This window comes from Mediterraneibacter gnavus ATCC 29149, from assembly GCF_008121495.1.
Classification (GTDB): Bacteria; Bacillota; Clostridia; order Lachnospirales; family Lachnospiraceae; genus Mediterraneibacter; species Mediterraneibacter gnavus.
Window position 1 is genome coordinate 1205271 of the sequence record NZ_CP043051.1, and the last position, 19730, is coordinate 1225000.

Genomic DNA, 19730 nt, shown 5'->3' on the forward strand with positions numbered 1-19730 from the left:
ATGAAAATCACTGTAAATCCCTATTAAAACTATTCAAAATAAATAGTATATCAATTTTTGATAGTTTTCAAGCAAGAATTGGATATGTTTCCTATTCAGATAAAGATATAATGAACATCGTAAACAAACGAAAACAAAAAGCCACACGATAAGGAGGAAGAATTGTGAGAGAGTTTTCAATGAAAGACAAAATCGGCTACACGCTCGGAGATCTGGGGTGCTGCTGTACAGAACAGTTTCGGGCAATGTTTTTGACCGTATTCTACACGCTCGTACTGAAAGTAAATCCTTTACATGTCGGAACGATTCTGTTGATCACTAAAATCTGGGATGCCATCAACGATCCGATCATCGGCGCTTTGATCGATGCCAGAAAATCTACGAAAGGCGGACGTTTTATTCCATGGATCAAGGCATTTTCCATTCCTATGGCCATTATGTGTGTGATTGGATTCCTGGATGTGAGCAGCTTTGATTATAAATTAAAACTGATCTACATTTTAGTAACCTACGTATTATATGAAGCCCTGTATACATGTGTCAATGTACCGTTTGGTTCTCTGTCCAGCGTTATGACAGATGATGTCAATCACAGAACAGACTTGTCCAGATACAGAAGCCTTGGCGGTACAATCTTTATGACAGTCGTCGTGATTGCAGGTCCTTTGGTTTTATATAAAGACAACAACCCGATTCCTTCCAGATTTACCCTGATGGCACTGATCTGTGCAACAATCGGTGTATTCTGCCTGATGATCACAAGCAGCTGGTGTAAAGAGAGAGTTTCCATCACTGTGGAAAAAAGAGAGAAATTCAACTATTTTGAAGCACTCAAACATATCATTAAAAACAGAGCGCTTCTGGGACTCATTTTCTCCAGCCTTGCAGGTATGATTGCAGCCAGTGTGGTAAACGGACTGAATACTTATTTATTTAAAGATTACTTTGGTAATGTTCAGATCATGGCAGTATCCGGTATGCTCAGTACCGTATATTCCATTATCACTTTTGTCGGAACAAAATTTGTATCTAAAAAATTCGGAAAAAAAGAATGGTGTATGTACGGAGCCGGTTTTGCCGCTATCGTATTCGGAATTTTATTCTTCTTCCCGATCAAGAATCCGACCTTGTTCATTGTTATCAACGGAATCTGCTACCTCGGTGCAAGTGGTTTCCAGGTACTCATCTGGGCTATGGTAAACGATGCGATCGATTACCAGGAACTGACCACCGGCGACAGAAAAGAAGGTATGGTCTATGCAACCTATTCCTTCTTCCGCAAGCTTGCTTCTGCAGTAAGTTCCAGCTTAAGCAGCTTTACCCTGGCTCTGATCGGATATAACGTAAATGAAGCTGTACAGACAGCTGCTGTAAAAGCACATATCTGGAAATCTTATACTGCGATCTATGCGATCGGATATTTGATTGCTGTACTGATCCTGTATTTTGTATATCCGCTTTCCAAGAAAAAGACAGAAGAAATGTTAGAAACACTCGCGAAAAAAAGAGCAAAACAAGGAGAATAATACCATGATTCGTTACACAGAAATTAAAAACAGAAAAAATCATACTCTACGGGCAATGTTAAATCTTCCGGATGGAGTCAGCCATCCTCCGGTCGTACTCAACCTTCACGGATTCGGCGGCAGCTTATCCGGTTATAAATACGCACATACACATCTTGCCCGCGTTCTGGAAGCAAACGGAATCGCCTGTCTTCGCTTTGACTTCTACGGCTGCGGAGAAAGTGACGGAGAATTCGAAGAAATGACCTTCACCGGACTTCTGGAAGATACTCAGGATGTCTATGAATGGCTGAAAGGACAAGATTTTGTAGATACAGATAAGATCATCTTATCCGGACAGAGCATGGGCGGATTTGTCGCTGCTACCGCTGCTCCAAAGTTGAATCCTTACGGACTGATTTTGATGTGCCCGGGTGCCGGAATGTGGAATGGATGTAAAGAAAAAGCAGATTTCTTCAAAAATCAGGGAATGACATTTGCTGATATGGAAGGACTGAAATTCGGTCTTGATTTCAACTATGACCTGGCAACCTACTCTCCTTTTGAGGATGCAAAAGGATATGACGGCAAAGTCCTGATTCTTCGCGGAACAGAAGATAATCTGGTAGATGATAAAACCTGTGAAACATATCTTGAAGGATACAACGGAAACGGAACTTTTGTAAAAATCCCGAAAGGAAATCACAACTTTGCAAGTATCCCTGCCAGAGAGGCCTGTGAAAGCGAAATCCTGAATTTTGTCAAATCGATTCTCTAATTCAACTTTACAGAAAACAACGACGCTGAAATTCCAAAACGGAATTTCAGCGTCCTTTTTATATTCTTCTATTCACTTTTTAATTGATGTACTGCGAGATCAGATCCCATACTCCCGAATTCTCCCAGCCAAGGCGCCATTCGGCAACACCAGCAAGATCATTCTTTTTGATCAGCTTTAACTTCTCTTCCAGCGACTGACTGTCTTCCAGCCAGATCTTGTATGTTCCTCCGTCTGCATCCCACTGTGCATAATTCTGCCTTGTATCTTCATCCCATGACGCCTGTACACCGGCTTCCTGCACCCGTTTTTCGGCATCCTCCATTCCCAGTGCCGTACTGGTCACTTTATTTGGATAATCTGCCGCTTCTGTACCGGCTTCTGCTGCCAGCTCTTCCTGCGTCTTCGGTGTCTCAAACCACAGTCTTGTATACAGCGGGATCGCATTGATCAGTTTTTCCTTAGGAACAGACTTTAACGCATTCTCTATGCCGTCTTTTACATATCCGTAAGACGCCACAGAACCTGCTTCATAAGAACCCTCCACATGCTCATCATACCCCATGATCACCACATAATCAGCAAATACTGACTGTTCTTCCAGATCATAAAATGTGTTGTAAGGCATCGGAACATAATTATCTACGGAAAATGCCAGTCCATTCTGATGGCACTTGATGGAAAGTTCTCTCACAAACTGTACATAATCTTCTCCGCACTCTGCAGAAATCAGTTCAAAATCCAGATTGATTCCATCAATCCCAGCCTGCAGAGCTGCTGCTATAACCTGATCGATCAGGTTCGTTCTCCTGGAAGTATGACTTAACACCTCATAAGTCTCATCCGCCGAATTGATTCCCCCATGAAAATCCCTGAGAACAGCCCACACTTCCAAATTGGACTGATGCGCATAATTCACATAATCTGCGTCCGCGATTGAATTCAGATTCCCCTGCGTATCTGCAATATGAAACCAGGTCGGTGCGATCGTCGTCAGACCTTTCGTGGATGCAAGCATATCCTGAATATACCCGTTGGCAGTCGTATTCTCCACATTGTGCCAGGCCATATTAATCTTGTAATCTTTCGATATACCTGTGTACTGTGGTTCTTCAAAGCTGCTGGAAATCGTCTCCTCTTTGATATGTTTCAGCGAATTCGTCTGTACATATCCGATAAATCCATCGCTGGTGCGAACTTTCTTCCAGCCATCCTCATCCTCGATCACAGTCACTTTTTCTGATTTTTTTACCTCTGTCAGGATCGGACTCTTTACTCCACCCTGAAACCGCACTTGTGTATCCCGCTTCATCTCTGCCACAGTCGTCTTTCCGAACTCATTCACGATCATCACACGATTCGGATCTTGATATTCTTTGCATTCCATATTCGTGTACTTTTTCACAAAGTCCAAAGCAACATATGCCTTATTATCGACTGTCTGCCAGATGACATACTCTTCACTTTTTTGTTCGCTGACTTCTGTATATTCCTTACTTCCTATGTTTGCAACAACACTTCCCTGCGGCAATGTATACAACAGTAAATTCTCATTCGCATCCCAGTAAAAGCGCTTATTCACAAAATCATGCAGAACAGAATATTCAATGTAAGCCTGTTCGTCTATCAGACGGCCTCCTGCCCCATATTCTCCGTTATCCGCTTTTGCGATCACCTGATTATTCACGATCACTGCGATATCGTCCGTACCTGTCATTCCATAATATTGTTCCAGATTCGCCTTCTCATTCGATGAGCCATATCGCTTCCAGAAAATCAGGCCCCCAACAGCCACTATGATCAATATGATCACCAGCAGCATCCTGATCAGCATATTTCTTCGTCTTCGCCTTGCCCTGCGGCTCTTTTTCCGTCTCTTAGACGGCGGTATGCGATTCGAATCCATCCTTGTATCCTCTGGTTCTCCGGCAATCCTGCGTGGGCGCCTTCTTGTTTTGTTTTGCTGTGTTCCCGCCGTGCTGCGGGTTTTCACAACCCTCTCTTCTCTTTCGTCCATGCGTACCTCCTATACAGAACCATTATAACATACTTTTTTTACCAGTCATTACTAATTTGCCATTTTAAGAAGTATTTTAAACATTCTTCAGAAATATTTTAAATCTTTTTGTCCGACGTAAAAGGGGATCTACGCCTGTTCTTTTGTCTTGATATTTACAAATGAAAGTGATTCAATATATCCTTCTGTATCCAGAATATAGTCCCGCATATAACTTCCTTCTTCCCTTGTCATATGTGCCGCTACAATCTGCATCGGACTGGCCGGGAATCCATCCATACTGATGTATACTCCTTTATTTTCATATTTTTCCAGTTCCTCAAATAATTCCTGATAAGCTGTCTCATCAGATTTCATGTTCTTCTCCTTCCCTCCGTGAGCTCTGATAAATATCCCCGGTAATAACTGACCGCAGAAGGTATGTGACGTACCTTTGAATTATCACGGTACAAAAGATAGCATGAACTCACATTGAATTTACTTTTCTGTCTGATATTGATTTCGTCCCCGATTCGAGAACATTGAATTTCGAATATTTTAATGATAGATATGCTCTTTGATGTCTTGATAAATGAAAAATTCAGCAACTCGTTTCAGATGATCTGATCGTCTCTTTTGTATCCCTCCTTCTTAAATAAGTGATATTTATCCGGAACACTATCTTCTGTACTGCCAATTATAGGGATTGGGTTCCGTCATTTCAATGTGTTTTTTGTTTATAACTACTTCCCTTTTGTTGATAACATGAAAGAATGCAGAAGTCTCACTATTTTCCTTTACATCTTTTTTCTTTTTGTTTATACTAATAGTGAAGAAATATAAGTTATTATTTTCCTACTTAATGACTATATTTTTCAACATTTCAATTCGTAAGGATGTGAGCACATGAAAATCGAAAAACTGAATGAAAATCAAATTCGTTGTACATTGACACATGCTGATTTAGCAGCTCGTCACTTAAAACTGAGTGAACTGGCTTACGGTACGGAAAAAGCAAAATCTCTGTTTCGGGATATGATGCAGCAGGCATCCTTTGATTTTGGATTTGAAGCGGAAGATTTACCTCTGATGATCGAAGCGATTCCTTCATCTGGTGATTCCATCGTTTTGATCATCACAAAAGTAGAAGATCCCGAGGAACTGGATACAAGATTCTCGAAATTTACACAAAGCATGGATTCTGAAGCAAGCCCGACAGAACAGCTGGAAAAGCTGGAGGGCGCAGAAGACTTCCTGAACCTGCTCAATAAAGTAAAAGAAGCGGCAGCCGACATCAAGCCTGCCTCCAAACCACAGGAGGAACCAGCACCGCTCAATGTACGTCTGTTCTCGTTCAACCATATTGATCTGGTCATTCAGGCAGCCCATCTTCTGGCTCCTGCGTACCACGGTTCCAATACACTGTATCGAGACGATGAAGCAGATATGTATATTCTGGCACTGACACCATCGGATCATTCTGCCAATGAATTTAACAAGATCTGCAATATGCTTTCTGAATACGGCAGTCTGGAGAAAGCCTCTGCTTCTGTTCTTGCATTTCTGGAAGAACACTGCGAGGTCGTGATTTCTTCCGATGCGATTCAAAAGCTGTCACAGGTATAAACGCATATAAAAAGAGTGCGGACTTAAGCTTTACTGCCCAGTCCGCACTCTTTTATGTTATAAGTCTTATTTTGCTGCTCTTGCCGCATTGATCTTCTCTACCAGGAGATCTGCATCGATTCCGTGAACCATCGCTGCCTCACCCAGTGTCTCCATCTGTGCAGACGGGCATCCAAGGCAGTGCATTCCGATTTCCATTAAGATCGGCGCGCATTCAGGATATACGGATAATAATTCGCCGATTGTTGTATTCTTTGTAAATGTTTCCATTATGATTCCTCCTTCTATTATTCAATGTTCTTTATTATAATCTCTATTTTTTAAATTATCAACCACCAAAACCGGAAAATACGTTTTAAAATCAACCTTATTTTGCTTGAATTTTCTGAATTGTTTCTTCTGTTTTTACTGCTTTTCGAATACTCAAAAGTCAATATATTTTTCTTTCTTTTTCGACAAACAAGCAATTTCATAATAACCTTACAAAACATCCGTTCTTTTTTTCACAAAAGTAATTCACAAAAAACACCTGTTTGAGTGTGGATAATGTGAATAACTTTTCGGAAATGTCGTGTTTTCCACGTTTTTTCATATTTTGAGTGTGGATAAGTTGAAAACTCCTATTTTTCAAATTTCGACATTTTTTTACATTTTTGTGCATCTTGCCATTTATTTATTTTCCTGTTGACTTTTTTGTTTCTTTCTATCTCATTTTCCCCCGAAAAAATACCGCATTTCAAAGTCAGTCAACTTTAAAATGCGGTCTGAATTTACAGAACTCTTCTGATCGTTATGATATTTGTATAAGTTGCGCTGCAGATTCCAATCCCGTCAGCTTCGTTCATTGCATTTACAATCGTCCCGTCTCCCATGTACAGTCCGACATGCCCGTCATACAAAACAATATCTCCGGGAAGTGCCTGTTCATAGCTGACAGCAACTCCCACATTTTCCATATCCCATGTCGTCCTTGGCAGGCTAATCCCGAAATGTGCATACACAGACTGTACAAATCCAGAGCAATCCGCTCCTTCTGTCAGACTGGTACCGCCCCATACGTACGGATTTCCAATAAACTGACAGGCGTAATCTATGACAGCCTGTCCCGAAGCAGCCTGATTTTGCACAATACTCTGGGCGGAAGCTTCCTGAACCTTCTGTGTTTCCTGCACTATGGTCTGCTCTGGCTTCTTCGCCTCTTCTGCTTCCCTCGTCTCTGCGTAAGAATACGTTGTCTCTATACTGATATACTCCCCGGATACCCAGCCGGCGATTTCCCCTGCCTGCACCGGATACCATCCATCTTTTGGTTCCCCAGTAATTTCATACTCCTGATTCTGCATAATCTGTGTCAGAACCTGTGTCTCTACTCCCTGACCAGCCCTCACATTCAGAACATCAGCTGTTACCGTTGCAACCTCTTTTTCGTATTCCCCTGCATGTGACTTTGCATCTTCTCCCAGGTACAATGTATCTGCCGGAACGAATCCCTGCGCATCTCCTGACTGGATCTTCACCCAGTCTTCTTTATATTCGAGAACTCTGACTGCCGAATCCGGATACAATTTTCCGATCCAGTCACTGTTCTCATCCGGCGCACTTCTTATATAAGTAAATTCTTCACCTGTATTCGAAAACGCCATATTCAAATACTCACCCTCACCTGTCGGTACCAGATATAACTGCAGATTCTCCTTTACTTTCGTTTCATAACAATCTGTTACTACTGTTTCGATTCCTGCAGCCGGCAAAACCGGATATACTTCCGCTTTCTGATCTGCCGCATAAACTGCACTCCCCGGAATCATCATCATTCCTACCAGAGCAGGAATGACTATTTTTTGTTTCATGTGTGCTGCTTTCATATAAAACCTCCTCTGTTTTCTGTCTTTATCTTTTGTAGGAAGTTTTAAATGTTACATAATTATTAAATTTGTTACAGTGTGATTATATCAGTGGTTATACGATGTGTCAACAGTTTTAAAAGGGTTTTTTCTCCTGTATTTCGACATATCACGATATATTATGTCTGTTTATTTTTTATTTATTAACTTTTTTGTAACATTTTATCAAATAAAATATTCTTTTTTCAAAAATCCTATTGACAAACTTTCAAAACTGTATTATAGTCTAAACATAGCAACGATTACTATTATTGTTTTGAAAGGAGAACTCACTTGGCTACTTTGAAATATAGCAGACAGCGAGAGTCCATCAAGAACTATCTGGCATCGACCACTGAGCATCCAACTGCTGATACGGTCTATATGCATGTCAAAGAGGAGTTTCCGAATATCAGTCTTGGAACTGTTTACCGGAATTTAAATCTGCTGACTGATCTCGGTGAGGCAGTCAAGATTACAACTCCTGACGGCGGGGACAGATTTGACGGTGATGTGAGACCTCACAACCACTTTTTCTGCACTTGCTGCAAAAGGGTTCTGGATATCAACATGGATATGCAAAATGTCACAGAGCTAAATGAAATTGCTGCTAAAGATTTTGATGGAATCATTGATTTCTGCACGATGACTTTTTATGGAAAATGCGGAAACTGCATCAAAAAATCTTAAATTTGTCCATAATATGGAAAGTTTTCTGATTCCGTATTATAATATTAACCAAAGGCCGACTCATTCCGGTCAAATTCAATTAAGAAAAGGAGATTTGAACTATGAAAAAATTTGTTTGTACAGTATGTGGTTATGTTCACGAGGGAGACGCTGCACCGGCTGAATGTCCAGTCTGTCATGCACCAGCTGATAAATTCAAAGAGCAGACAGGAGAAAGATCTTGGGCTGCAGAGCACGTTGTAGGTGTTGCTCAGGGCGTAAGCGAAGACATCCTTGCTGACTTAAGAGCAAACTTTGAAGGAGAATGTACAGAAGTTGGTATGTACCTTGCTATGGCAAGAGTTGCTCACAGAGAAGGATATCCGGAAATCGGATTATACTGGGAAAAAGCTGCCTGGGAAGAAGCAGAGCACGCTTCTAAATTCGCTGAATTGTTAGGTGAAGTTGTTACAGACAGCACAAAGAAAAACCTGGAGATGAGAGTTGATGCTGAGAACGGAGCTACAGCTGGTAAATTCGATCTTGCAAAACGTGCAAAAGCTGCTAACCTGGATGCAATCCACGATACAGTACACGAGATGGCAAGAGACGAAGCTCGTCACGGAAAAGCTTTCGAAGGTCTGTTAAAGAGATACTTTGGCTAAGATTTTCCTATCTTAATATAGAACCTTTAAAGAGGCCTGGTCTTGATCAGTGCCTCTTTTTCTTTTCTGGACAGCTGTTTGATGGCATATTCTCTTTTCATTGCCTCTTCTCTTGTCTGAAATTCTTCATAGTAGACCAGTTCCACCGGTCTTCTGGCTTTTGTATACTTGGCTCCCTTCCCGGCATTGTGGCTTGTAATCCGCTTTTTCAGATCATTGGTCCATCCGGTATACAGAGAATCATCTTTGCATTTTAAGATATATGTATAGTTCATTTTGTCACCTCTTATCAATGTCCTCTATTTTACTCCTCTTTTGTGCTCCAAATCAAGCATCGTTATGGAAAATAAAAAGGGATACGAAACATTTTATTTTTCGCACCCCCTGACTGTTATTCCATATATACTGCCGGATCTTTCGCTTCTCCGTCTTTTGTCACCTCGAAATAAAGATTTGGACCTTCTACGCTATAGTATTTTGTCGGTTCACTTAAATATCCTACAGTCTGTCCCTGTGCCACAAAATCCCCAATTGCAAGCGGCACATCTTTGAGCTGCCCGTAAACTGCACTGTAACCGTTTCCCATATCCAGTGTGACTGTCACTCCTGTCTGTGCAGTTTCTTCAATATTGGTTACGATTCCGTCTGCAGAAGCTCCTATCATTTCTCCGGCTTCTCCTGCGATAATCATTGCAGGATTATACTTGTACTGTTCCAGTGTCTGAAAAAATACCGTCTTATCCATGCTGTATCCAAGAATCACACTTCCACTTGCCGGCCATGCAAGTGTACTGTTTTCATCAAAATAAACTTGTTTTGCCGGTGCTGCTGTCTCTGTCTGTGTCTCTGCGCTTTCATTCGTACCTGTCTCTGATCCATTTTCTGCGGATGTATCTTCTTCGGCCTGCGGCAGAACAATATCATTGGTATTGGTTGTTCTGGTCTCTTCTGTAACGGTGTTGTTTTTTGCAAGCTGGCTTCCCGTTGCTCTTCGGTGATAGCTGTTGTATACAACGGCTCCCACGACAGATACTACAACGACGAAACAGATCACAATCGCAACTGACATTCCTTTACTTTTTAAGGAAGGCTTTTCATTGTTATTCATATTCATCACCTCTGGCTATATTTTTGCCAGAAGCACTGCTGTTTATTCTGGTTTTTCCAAAATTTCTTCGGAGTTTGTGATCGTTGTTCCCTCAAAGAAGAATTCCAGAATCTCTTTATAATTTTGACCGTTTTTCGCCAGTTCATTTGCCGTCCACTGGCTCATCCCAAGTCCGTGCCCTTTTCCCATTGTGGTGATTTTGAGTCCTCCTGATTCTTCCTGTATGGAAAATGCACTGGATGCAAGAGATAACGCATCTCGAAATTCATCTCCGCTGCAGACCGTGTTTCCAATCCGAAATTTGGAAACATATCCTGCAGAATCTTTTTCCTGGATTTCAAAATCTTCGAATTTCAGCGCTTTTTTGGCTTCTGCTTCTCCCTCTGCCGCTTCCAGGAACGACCGGCACTTTTTCTTGATCTCATCATACGAAAACTGATACACATGCATCTCGTCTTCCGCCTTCACATCCTCCAGACATTCTCTTGTCGCAAGATACGGATATGTATCCCCGCCGATCACTTCTTTTCCGCTTCTTGTCTTTCCGTTACTGGATTGATGATACGGAACCCAGGCATAAGAATCCTGATAAAAAAGCACTTGTGTCTCTGTTTCATCCAGCACCTCTCTTAATTTCTTATAATAATTCTCAAAATTTTCAGCTCCCCATTTTTTCTTCAATTCTTCCGGTGTCAGATATGCCTCTTTGAACACAACATCCTGTGCAGCCTGCTGATACAGCATGGTACGAAGTACTACTGCCTGTGCCTTCAGTGCCTCTTTTTCATAGGATGCTGGCATTGTTTTCCCTAAAATTCCCATCATGTATTCTGTCCACGGAACCGTCCTAACAGTCTTCTCACCGTCCTGATCTTCTGTTTCTGCCTGAACACAAGGTTCCTGCGACATTCCCAGTACATCGATTCCGTTTACAAAAACTGTGACTACATAGGGAAGCAATAACAGGATTGTCAAAAACGCTCCCGCTGATTTTAGTTTTTGATGTTTTATCTTCATAAAAAACCTCCATGATGCAGTATATGCACCATGGAGGTCTGATATCCTTTTATTCTTCTGCAGATGGTTTGTCATCTGTTTTCGGTTCTTCTTTTGTCCCGCCATACGTATAGCTGGAAGTCATCTGCTCATGCTCCGGTCTTGACAGTTCTTCCACCCTGCGGTATTCTCCCGGGATGATCTCTTCGTCTACTTTCTTAAACTCTCCGTCTACCGGATCCGCTGTATTCTGATCTTCTGCAGGCGTTTCCTCCTGCTTCGGCGCAGGAGCAGCCGGTGCCTCTTCCGATGTCTGCCGGGGCATCTCAGGTGCCGGCGCGATCGGCGGAGGTGTTGTCATAAACGGTGTTCCCAGATCCGGTTCTTTTCCCGGATTATACGGACGATTCCGCATCACAAACAGACAAATGGATTCATACAGCGGAAGTAATACTCCCAGAACCGCATGTGCAACTGCCATTCCCGGTGTTGTAAATTTCTCATAAATCTGACGGTTTACAAGAATTCGAAGCACACTGTAGACTGCATTGTACACTGTAAAAAATACAATGACGATAACTGTCACGATAATGATTCCTGTCACTGCGCCAAAGCTAAAGCCGCCGTAAGATGAGAAAACCACACCAAATCCAAGCACTACCCATATGACCACATACAGGATACCGGTAACGATGGAAGAAATAAATGGCAGTACGATCAGCCAGATTCCCGGATTCTTGATCTGTTTATTTTTCAGATGTACCGTTCCGCCAAGCTCTCCCTGAAGGTACGTTCTGGCAAATGGTACAAACGCCAGCCATGGATAATCCATTCCTTCTCTTTTTGCCATGTTGTACATTCCGATTCCGCGGAAAATATAGTTTACGACCGCAACGGTCAGTCCAACCAGTAATATGATCAGGTAAAACATCAAAATTCCTGTCAGAATACTTCCTCCCACCTCATGAGTGGACGGAGTATTATAGTAACTAAAGTCCTCATATGGCAATTCACTGTAAAATTCCATAGGCTTCCTCCTATTCTTCGACCGGCTTTACAAACACCTTCTTCAGTTTCCAGATATCATCCACATACTCTTCAATCGTTCTGTCAGAGGTGAATTTTCCACTGCTGGCAGTGTTCATCATCGCCATTTTGGACCATCTGTCCTTATCTTTATATGCTTCTTCTACTTTCTTCTGTGCATCTGCATAGGAACGGAAATCCTTCAGAATAAAGTATGTGTCAGGTCTGTCTGTACACTGTGTGTTCAGAAGTGAGTTATACAGATCTTTGTACATCTCGTGGTTTCCGTTTGCATAGGTTCCATCCATCAGCTGATCTACCACACGCTTGATCTCCCAGTCATTGAAGTAAATCTCTGTCGGATTGTATCCGCCATGATTTTCATAGTTGATAACTTCTTCTGAACTGAGTCCGAAGATAAATGCATTTTCAATGCCGACTTCATCCACAATCTCTACGTTGGCTCCGTCCATCGTACCCAATGTCGGCGCACCGTTGAGCATGAATTTCATATTTCCGGTACCGGAAGCTTCTTTGGAAGCTGTAGAAATCTGCTCACTGACATCTGCTGCCGCAAATAAAAGCTCTGCGTTGGATACACGGTAATCTTCGATAAATACAACTTTTAATTTGCCATTGATGCTTCTGTCATTATTGACTACATCTGCTACGGAGTTGATCAGTTTGATCGTCTCTTTTGCACGTTTATATCCGGCCGCTGCTTTTGCTCCGAAAATAAAGGTTCTCGGATAGAAGCTCACCTCCGGATGTTCTTTGATCTGATTGTACAGATACATTACATGCATGATATTTAACAACTGACGTTTGTACTCATGAAGACGTTTTACCTGTACATCAAAAATTGAATTCGGATCTACTTCAATTCCGTTGTGTTTTTTGATATACGCTGCCAAACGGACTTTGTTGCGGTATTTGATCTCCATGAACTCTTTTCTCGCCTGCTCATCATCTACATAGGCTTTCAGCTTTCCGATCTGGGCAAGATCAGTGATCCAGCCGTCTCCGATCTTATTCGTGATCCAGTCTGCAAGCAGCTGATTTCCGTGAAGCAAAAATCTTCTCTGCGTGATTCCATTCGTCTTGTTATTAAATTTCTCCGGCATCATCTCATAGAAGTCTTTTAACTCTTGGTGTTTGAGGATCTCCGTATGGAGCTTTGCAACACCATTGACAGAATATCCTGCAATGATCGCCATATGTGCCATTCTTACCTGACCATCATAGAGAATTGCCATCTTGCGTACCTTCTCTTCATTTCCAGGATATTTTGCACGCACCTCAATCAGGAATCTTCTGTCAATCTCCTGTACGATCTGATAAATACGCGGAAGCAGTCTGGAGAACAGATCAATCGGCCATTTTTCCAAAGCTTCTGACATAATCGTATGGTTCGTATATGCACAGGTCTTTGTTGTCACATCCCATGCTTCCTCCCATGTGAGCCCTTCCTGATCGATGAGAAGACGCATCAGCTCCGGCACTGCCACGGTCGGGTGGGTATCATTCATCTGAATCGCTACCTTTTCGTAGAGTTTACGCACATCACTGTGTTTCTTTTTATACTTTTCAAGCATTGTCTGCAAGCTTGCGGAAATAAAGAAATACTGCTGTTTCAGACGAAGCTCTTTTCCTGCATAGTGATTGTCATTCGGATACAATACATCTACGATCAGTTTTGCAAGATTCTCCTGCTCTACGGATTTGTGATAATCTCCTCTGTCAAATGCGTCCAGCTGGAAATCTGTGATTGCCTTTGCATCCCACACACGCAGTGTATTGACTACGTGATTACCGTATCCCACGATCGGCATATCATATGGGATTGCAAGTACGGATTCATAATTTTCCTGTACAAAGATATCTTTTCCTGTCTCCGGATCTTTGTCAAAATGTACATTTCCCCCGAAGCGCACTTCTTTTGCATATTCCTCGCGGCGCAGCTCAAACGGATTTCCTTCTTTGAGCCAGTTATCAGGTGTCTCCACCTGATAACCATTTTCTATTTTCTGCTTAAACATTCCATAGCGGTAACGGATTCCACATCCGTATGCCGGATAATTCAAAGTGGACAATGAATCCAGAAAACATGCTGCAAGTCTTCCGAGTCCTCCGTTTCCAAGTGCTGCGTCCGGCTCTTCATCCTCAACAACGTTCAGATCGATGTCCATCTCTTCCAGTGCTTCTTTGACCTCTTTGTATGCTGTCATATTGATCAGGTTATTGCCAAGCGCACGTCCCATCAGAAACTCCATGGACATATAGTAGACGGCCTTTGCATCTGCTTCATCATAAGCCTTCTGCGTAGCGATCCAGTCATCCATAATAATATCTTTTACGGCATAGGAAACTGCCTGAAATATCTGCTGTGGAGATGCTTCAGCAATATTTTTCCGATACAGAGTCCTTACATTTTCCCTGACTGCCTCTTTAAATGTTTCCTTTTCAAAACGTTTGCTGTACATGTCGATTATCTCCCTTCTTTTTCGACTCCCATGAAAACAGCTTCTCCATTAATCTTCCATTCTTTTACGAATCCGGCCGGCTCTGCTTTTTCTGCAGAAACTGCCAGAACCTCAGAACAGATCTGTGTACCGTTCGCTGCGAAGACTGCCTCTGCCTTTTCGCTTCCTTTGTAGGTCACTTTGATCTTATCCATCACTTCAAATCCGGCTTCTTTTCTCATTGTCTGGATCTTACTGATGATCTCTCTTACAAATCCTTCCTCCAGAAGCTCTTCTGTCAGATTTGTATCCAGAACAACGGTGATTCCATTGTCATTTTCAGAAACATATCCTTCAATCTGTGCAGTATCGATCAACAAATCTTCTTTGAACAGTGTTACTTCCTGTCCGTTAATATCCAGTTTCAGAGAACCTGTTTCGTTAATCTCATCCATTGCTGCATTGCCATCGAGCTGGTCTAACGCAGCTTTGATTCCACCCAACATTTTACCATATTTTGGTCCGACTGTCTTTAACTGTGGTTTAAAACTATAAGAAGTAAAGTCTCTTACATCATCTGTAAATTTTACATTTTTTACATTCAGCTCATCTGCCACGATCTCCTGATAAAATTCCGGCAGATCGAATCCTGCTTTCACGAACATCTGTCCGATCGGCTGACGGTTTTTGATGTTGGATGCGTTACGGCATGCACGGCCCATGACAACCAGTTTTAATACATTGTCCATATCTGCTTCCAGTTTTTCATCGATCAGTTCGTTCTGAACCTCCGGATAATCACAAAGGTGGATACTTTCCGGAGCGGATGCATCAACACTCTTCACCAGGTTCTGGTAGATTTCTTCTGTCATGAACGGGATCATCGGCGCAGCAACTTTCGATACTGTCACAAGCGCAGTGTACAATGTCATGTACGCATTGATCTTATCCTGTTCCATTCCTTTTGCCCAGAAACGCTCACGGCTTCTTCTGACATACCAGTTACTCATGTCATCCACGAAATCCTGCAGTGCTCTTGCACTTTCCGGAATTCTGTAGTTTGCCAGATGCTCATCCACTGTTTTTGTCAGTGTATTCAGTTTGGACAGAAGCCATTTATCCATGACTCCTAATTTATCATATTCCAGTGTATATTTTGTTGCGTCAAATCCATCAATATTTGCATACAGTACGAAGAATGCGTATGTGTTCCACAGAGTTCCCATGAATTTACGCTGTCCTTCTACAACTGCTTTTCCGTGGAAACGGTTTGGAAGCCATGGTGCACTGTTGCTGTAGAAGTACCAGCGGATCGCATCTGCTCCGTATGTCTCCAGTGCGTCAAATGGATCGACCGCGTTTCCTTTGGACTTACTCATCTTCTGTCCGTTCTCATCCTGCACATGTCCAAGAACGATAACATTCTTGTATGGCGCTTTGTTAAACAGCAATGTAGAAATCGCAAGCAGAGAGTAGAACCATCCTCTTGTCTGGTCTACCGCCTCGGAAATAAAGTCTGCCGGGAACTGCTGTTTGAACAAATCTTCGTTCTCAAACGGATAGTGGTGCTGTGCAAACGGCATGGAACCACTGTCAAACCAGCAGTCAATCACTTCCGGTACACGGTGCATCTGTTTTCCACACTCTGGACAAGTAATCGTCACATCGTCGATATATGGACGGTGCAGTTCGATATCATCCGGACAGTTATCAGACATCTCTTTTAATTCTGCAATGCTTCCAATAGAGTGCATATGTCCGCATTCACACTCCCAGATATTCAGCGGTGTTCCCCAGTAACGGTTACGGCTGATTCCCCAGTCCTGAACGTTTTCAAGCCAGTCTCCGAAACGTCCTTTTCCGATGTTTTCCGGAATCCAGTTGATTGTGTTGTTGTTTGCAATCAGATCTTCTTTTACAGCCGTCATCTTGATGAACCAGGACTCACGTGCGTAGTAGATCAGCGGAGTATCACATCTCCAGCAGTGCGGATAGCTGTGCTCAAATTTCGGAGCGTCAAAGAGAAGTCCTCTCTCATCCAGATCTTTGAGTACCATCGGATCTGCCTTTTTCACAAATACTCCTGCAAACGGAGTCTCTGCTGCCATATCCCCTTTTTCATCTACAAGCTGTACAAACGGGAGTTCATAATTTCTTCCGACATTTGCATCGTCCTCACCAAATGCAGGCGCAATATGAACGACTCCGGTACCGTCTGTCAATGTAACGTAGTTATCACATGTCACATAAAATGCTTTTTTATGCTGTTTCTCTGCACTGTCAGCTGCACACTGGTACAATGGCTCATACTCTTTGTATTCCAGATCTTTTCCTACATATGTCTCCAGAACCTCATAAGCCGGTGTTCCTTCTTCTGCAAGCTTTCCAAGAACCGTATTAAGAAGTGCCTCTGCCATGTAATATACATAACCGTCTGCTGCTTTTACTTTTACATAAGTCTCACTTGGATTTACACAAAGTGCAAGGTTTGACGGCAGTGTCCAAGGTGTTGTTGTCCATGCCAGAATGTATGCGTCTTCGTTTTTTACCTTAAATCTTACGATTGCAGAACGCTCTTTCACATCCTTGTATCCCTGTGCCACTTCCTGCGCAGACAACGGAGTTCCGCAGCGAGGGCAGTAAGGTACAATCTTAAATCCTTTGTAGAGGAGCTTTTTGTCCCAGATCTGTTTCAATGCCCACCACTCGGATTCGATGAAATTGTTGTCGTATGTTACATAAGGATGCTCCATATCTGCCCAGAATCCAACCGTGCTGGAGAAATCCTCCCACATTCCTTTGTATTTCCATACGCTCTCTTTACATTTGTCGATAAACGGCTCCAGTCCGTATCCTTCAATCTGATCTTTTCCGTCCAGACCAAGCAGCTTTTCTACTTCCAGCTCTACCGGCAGACCATGGGTATCCCATCCTGCTTTACGAGGAACCTTGTATCCCTTCATTGTGCGGTATCTCGGGATCATATCTTTGATAACACGTGTCAGAACGTGACCGATATGCGGTTTTCCGTTTGCTGTCGGAGGTCCGTCGTAAAAGGTGTACTCCGGACATCCTTCTTTTTCCTCCATACTTTTCTGGAAGATATCATGCTCTTTCCAGAATGCTTCAACTTCTTTTTCACGTCCTACGAAATTCATATCCGTGGAAACTTTCTTGTACATAGCGCTTTTCCTTTCTACTTTTCTTTTATTTTTCTGAGTTACTGTTTATGCTGTACAGGAACTGATGCTGCCTTCGTTTCTATAGTAAAAAAACTTTCGTCCTGTAATAGGACGAAAGTTTAAAAATCTTACGTTAACCACCTGTTACAACATACTTAGATATCATATTCTGATATCCGTTATATGCGTTCCTTTAACGGCGGAACCCCGTCAGCCTTTACTTCTCGCGGTTCAAGGACTGCAGCTCGAAAGTGATCTTCGGAAAAATCCTACTGATACCGGCCTTCCACCACCACCGGCTCGCTGAAACGTTCAGAAAGATCCTACTCTCTTTGTCATCGCTTTTTGATATTAAAATACAAAATTATTATAAGAAGAAACCAGAGAATAGTCAAGGGATTTCCTGCTACTCTTTTACTACATCCATTACAAATTCACTAAACTTATTTTCAATAATATAATTTCTTTATATAATAAGAAACAAAAAAACAACACCAACCGGTGCTGCCTCTCATTCCATCTGTATTTCCTGTACCTTCAAAACTGCATACAAAGAATCATCCATTTCCTATCACCTTGCTTGGTTATGCCCTCGACCTATTAGTAACAGTCAGCTCCATGCGTTACCGCACTTCCACCTCTGCCCTATCTACCTCGTCGTCTTCAAGGGGTCTTACTAACTTGACGTTATGGGATATCTCATCTTGAGGGGGGCTTCACGCTTAGATGCCTTCAGCGTTTATCCCGTCCCGGCTTGGCTACTCTGCTATGCATTTGGTAATACAACAGATCCACCAGCGGCCAGTCCACCCCGGTCCTCTCGTACTAAGGGCAGCTCCTCTCAAATATCCTACGCCCACGCCGGATAGGGACCGAACTGTCTCACGACGTTCTGAACCCAGCTCGCGTACCGCTTTAATGGGCGAACAGCCCAACCCTTGGGACCTACTTCAGCCCCAGGATGCGATGAGCCGACATCGAGGTGCCAAACCACTCCGTCGATGTGAACTCTTGGGAGTGATAAGCCTGTTATCCCCAGGGTAGCTTTTATCCGTTGAGCGATGGCAATCTCACTTTATACCACCGGATCACTAAGTCCTACTTTCGTACCTGCTCCACCCGTCGGTGTCGCAGTCAAGCTCCCTTCTGCCTTTGCACTCTTCGAATGGTTTCCAACCATTCTGAGGGAACCTTTGAGCGCCTCCGATACCCTTTCGGAGGCGACCGCCCCAGTCAAACTCCCCACCTGACATTGTCCCCCAGCCGGTTCACGGCTGCTGGTTAGAAATCCAATACTACAAGGGTGGTATCCCAACAGTGACTCCCTGACAACTGGCGTCATCAGTTCTCAGTCTCCCACCTATCCTGTACATGCAATATCGAATCCCAGTATCAAGCTGGAGTAAAGCTCCATGGGGTCTTTCCGTCCTGGCGCAGGTAACCAGCATCTTCACTGGTATTTCAATTTCACCGGGTGCATTGTTGAGACAGTGCCCAAATCATTACGCCTTTCGTGCGGGTCGGAACTTACCCGACAAGGAATTTCGCTACCTTAGGACCGTTATAGTTACGGCCGCCGTTTACTGGGGCTTAAGTTCAAAGCTTCGCCTTACGACTAACCTCTCCCCTTAACCTTCCAGCACCGGGCAGGCGTCAGCCCATATACCTCACCTTTCGGTTTTGCATAGACCTGTGTTTTTGCTAAACAGTTGCTTGGGCCAATTCTCTGCGGCCACTTTTACATGGCACTCCTTCTCCCGAAGTTACGGAGTCATTTTGCCGAGTTCCTTAACAATGCTTCTCCCGTCGGCCTTAGGATTCTCTCCTCATCCAC

The 19730-nt window shown here is 43.0% G+C and carries 15 protein-coding genes and 1 rRNA gene (1 of these 16 only partly in view); 5 read left to right on the forward strand and 11 right to left on the reverse strand.

The features are described 5' to 3' along the window. Nucleotides 1-164 precede the first annotated feature (164 nt). Complete coding sequence (locus tag FXV78_RS05855) at nt 165-1526, forward strand: MFS transporter (protein ID WP_039960013.1); 1362 nt, start codon at nt 165-167, stop codon at nt 1524-1526. A gap of 4 nt (nt 1527-1530) precedes the next feature. After that, nucleotides 1531-2283 (forward strand): alpha/beta hydrolase family protein, encoded by a 753-nt coding sequence (locus FXV78_RS05860; RefSeq protein WP_004844175.1) that lies wholly within the window; start codon nt 1531-1533, stop codon nt 2281-2283. Between the two features lie 79 nt (nt 2284-2362). Here the strand turns inward: FXV78_RS05860 and FXV78_RS05865 are convergent, their stop codons facing one another. Continuing rightward, entirely contained in the window at nt 2363-4300 is a 1938-nt protein-coding gene (locus FXV78_RS05865) for a glycosyl hydrolase family 18 protein (protein WP_004844176.1), read from the reverse strand. Nucleotides 4301-4429: 129 nt separating this feature from the next. After that, complete coding sequence (locus FXV78_RS05870) at nt 4430-4657, reverse strand: hypothetical protein (RefSeq protein WP_004844177.1); 228 nt, start codon at nt 4655-4657, stop codon at nt 4430-4432. 528 nt (nt 4658-5185) lie between these two features. On the opposite strand from FXV78_RS05870, the gene FXV78_RS05875 reads away from it, so the two are divergent. Continuing rightward, nucleotides 5186-5905 (forward strand): adaptor protein MecA, encoded by a 720-nt coding sequence (locus tag FXV78_RS05875; RefSeq protein ID WP_004844178.1) that lies wholly within the window; start codon nt 5186-5188, stop codon nt 5903-5905. A gap of 66 nt (nt 5906-5971) precedes the next feature. Here FXV78_RS05875 and FXV78_RS05880 read toward each other — a convergent pair whose 3' ends face one another. Both FXV78_RS05880 and FXV78_RS05885 read right to left on the reverse strand, forming a co-directional pair. Then, on the reverse strand, nt 5972-6175 hold the full coding sequence (locus FXV78_RS05880) for a DUF1858 domain-containing protein (protein WP_004844179.1): 204 nt from the start codon (nt 6173-6175) through the stop codon (nt 5972-5974). 500 nt (nt 6176-6675) lie between these two features. Further along, nucleotides 6676-7770: a C40 family peptidase gene (locus tag FXV78_RS05885; RefSeq protein WP_004844183.1), complete on the reverse strand. Its 1095-nt coding sequence runs from the start codon at nt 7768-7770 to the stop codon at nt 6676-6678. A 312-nt stretch (nt 7771-8082) separates the two neighbouring features. Between FXV78_RS05885 and FXV78_RS05890 the strand changes: the two genes are divergently transcribed. Beyond that, nucleotides 8083-8478: a Fur family transcriptional regulator gene (locus FXV78_RS05890; RefSeq protein WP_009244289.1), complete on the forward strand. Its 396-nt coding sequence runs from the start codon at nt 8083-8085 to the stop codon at nt 8476-8478. 101 nt (nt 8479-8579) lie between these two features. Next, on the forward strand, nt 8580-9122 hold the full coding sequence (locus tag FXV78_RS05895) for an NADH peroxidase (RefSeq protein ID WP_004844185.1): 543 nt from the start codon (nt 8580-8582) through the stop codon (nt 9120-9122). Nucleotides 9123-9148: 26 nt separating this feature from the next. On the opposite strand, the gene FXV78_RS05900 is transcribed toward FXV78_RS05895, so the two are convergent. From FXV78_RS05900 to FXV78_RS05930, 7 genes are all read right to left on the reverse strand, one after another. Further along, nucleotides 9149-9397, reverse strand: a complete 249-nt coding sequence (locus FXV78_RS05900; protein ID WP_004844186.1) for a GIY-YIG nuclease family protein — start codon at nt 9395-9397, stop codon at nt 9149-9151. Between the two features lie 116 nt (nt 9398-9513). After that, the gene (locus FXV78_RS05905; protein ID WP_009244290.1) at nt 9514-10230 is read right to left on the reverse strand and encodes a M23 family metallopeptidase; all 717 of its coding nucleotides are present in this window, start codon (nt 10228-10230) and stop codon (nt 9514-9516) included. 42 nt (nt 10231-10272) lie between these two features. After that, the gene (locus FXV78_RS05910; protein ID WP_009244291.1) at nt 10273-11247 is read right to left on the reverse strand and encodes a SpoIID/LytB domain-containing protein; all 975 of its coding nucleotides are present in this window, start codon (nt 11245-11247) and stop codon (nt 10273-10275) included. Nucleotides 11248-11296: 49 nt separating this feature from the next. Continuing rightward, nucleotides 11297-12253 carry a hypothetical protein gene (locus tag FXV78_RS05915; RefSeq protein ID WP_004844189.1) on the reverse strand — a complete coding sequence of 319 codons (957 nt, stop codon included), beginning with the start codon at nt 12251-12253 and terminating at the stop codon, nt 11297-11299. A 10-nt stretch (nt 12254-12263) separates the two neighbouring features. Further along, nucleotides 12264-14735 (reverse strand): glycogen/starch/alpha-glucan phosphorylase, encoded by a 2472-nt coding sequence (locus FXV78_RS05920; protein WP_004844190.1) that lies wholly within the window; start codon nt 14733-14735, stop codon nt 12264-12266. 5 nt (nt 14736-14740) lie between these two features. Continuing rightward, nucleotides 14741-17896 (reverse strand): isoleucine--tRNA ligase, encoded by a 3156-nt coding sequence (gene ileS / locus FXV78_RS05925; protein ID WP_004844191.1) that lies wholly within the window; start codon nt 17894-17896, stop codon nt 14741-14743. A gap of 580 nt (nt 17897-18476) precedes the next feature. After that, a 23S ribosomal RNA gene (locus FXV78_RS05930) occupies nt 18477-19730 on the reverse strand (it continues 1638 nt past the right edge of the window).

Bases quoted from the DNA above. Each gene is read 5' to 3' on its own strand.
- FXV78_RS05860 (WP_004844175.1), top strand. From the start codon at position 1,531: ATGATTCGTTACACAGAAATTAAAAACAGAAAAAATCATACTCTACGG.
- FXV78_RS05865 (WP_004844176.1), bottom strand. From the start codon at position 4,300: ATGGACGAAAGAGAAGAGAGGGTTGTGAAAACCCGCAGCACGGCGGGA.
- FXV78_RS05870 (WP_004844177.1), bottom strand. From the start codon at position 4,657: ATGAAATCTGATGAGACAGCTTATCAGGAATTATTTGAGGAACTGGAA.
- FXV78_RS05875 (WP_004844178.1), top strand. From the start codon at position 5,186: ATGAAAATCGAAAAACTGAATGAAAATCAAATTCGTTGTACATTGACA.
- FXV78_RS05880 (WP_004844179.1), bottom strand. From the start codon at position 6,175: ATGGAAACATTTACAAAGAATACAACAATCGGCGAATTATTATCCGTA.
- FXV78_RS05885 (WP_004844183.1), bottom strand. From the start codon at position 7,770: ATGAAAGCAGCACACATGAAACAAAAAATAGTCATTCCTGCTCTGGTA.
- FXV78_RS05895 (WP_004844185.1), top strand. From the start codon at position 8,580: ATGAAAAAATTTGTTTGTACAGTATGTGGTTATGTTCACGAGGGAGAC.
- FXV78_RS05900 (WP_004844186.1), bottom strand. From the start codon at position 9,397: ATGAACTATACATATATCTTAAAATGCAAAGATGATTCTCTGTATACC.
- FXV78_RS05905 (WP_009244290.1), bottom strand. From the start codon at position 10,230: ATGAATAACAATGAAAAGCCTTCCTTAAAAAGTAAAGGAATGTCAGTT.
- FXV78_RS05910 (WP_009244291.1), bottom strand. From the start codon at position 11,247: ATGAAGATAAAACATCAAAAACTAAAATCAGCGGGAGCGTTTTTGACA.
- FXV78_RS05915 (WP_004844189.1), bottom strand. From the start codon at position 12,253: ATGGAATTTTACAGTGAATTGCCATATGAGGACTTTAGTTACTATAAT.
- FXV78_RS05920 (WP_004844190.1), bottom strand. From the start codon at position 14,735: ATGTACAGCAAACGTTTTGAAAAGGAAACATTTAAAGAGGCAGTCAGG.
- ileS (WP_004844191.1), bottom strand. From the start codon at position 17,896: ATGTACAAGAAAGTTTCCACGGATATGAATTTCGTAGGACGTGAAAAA.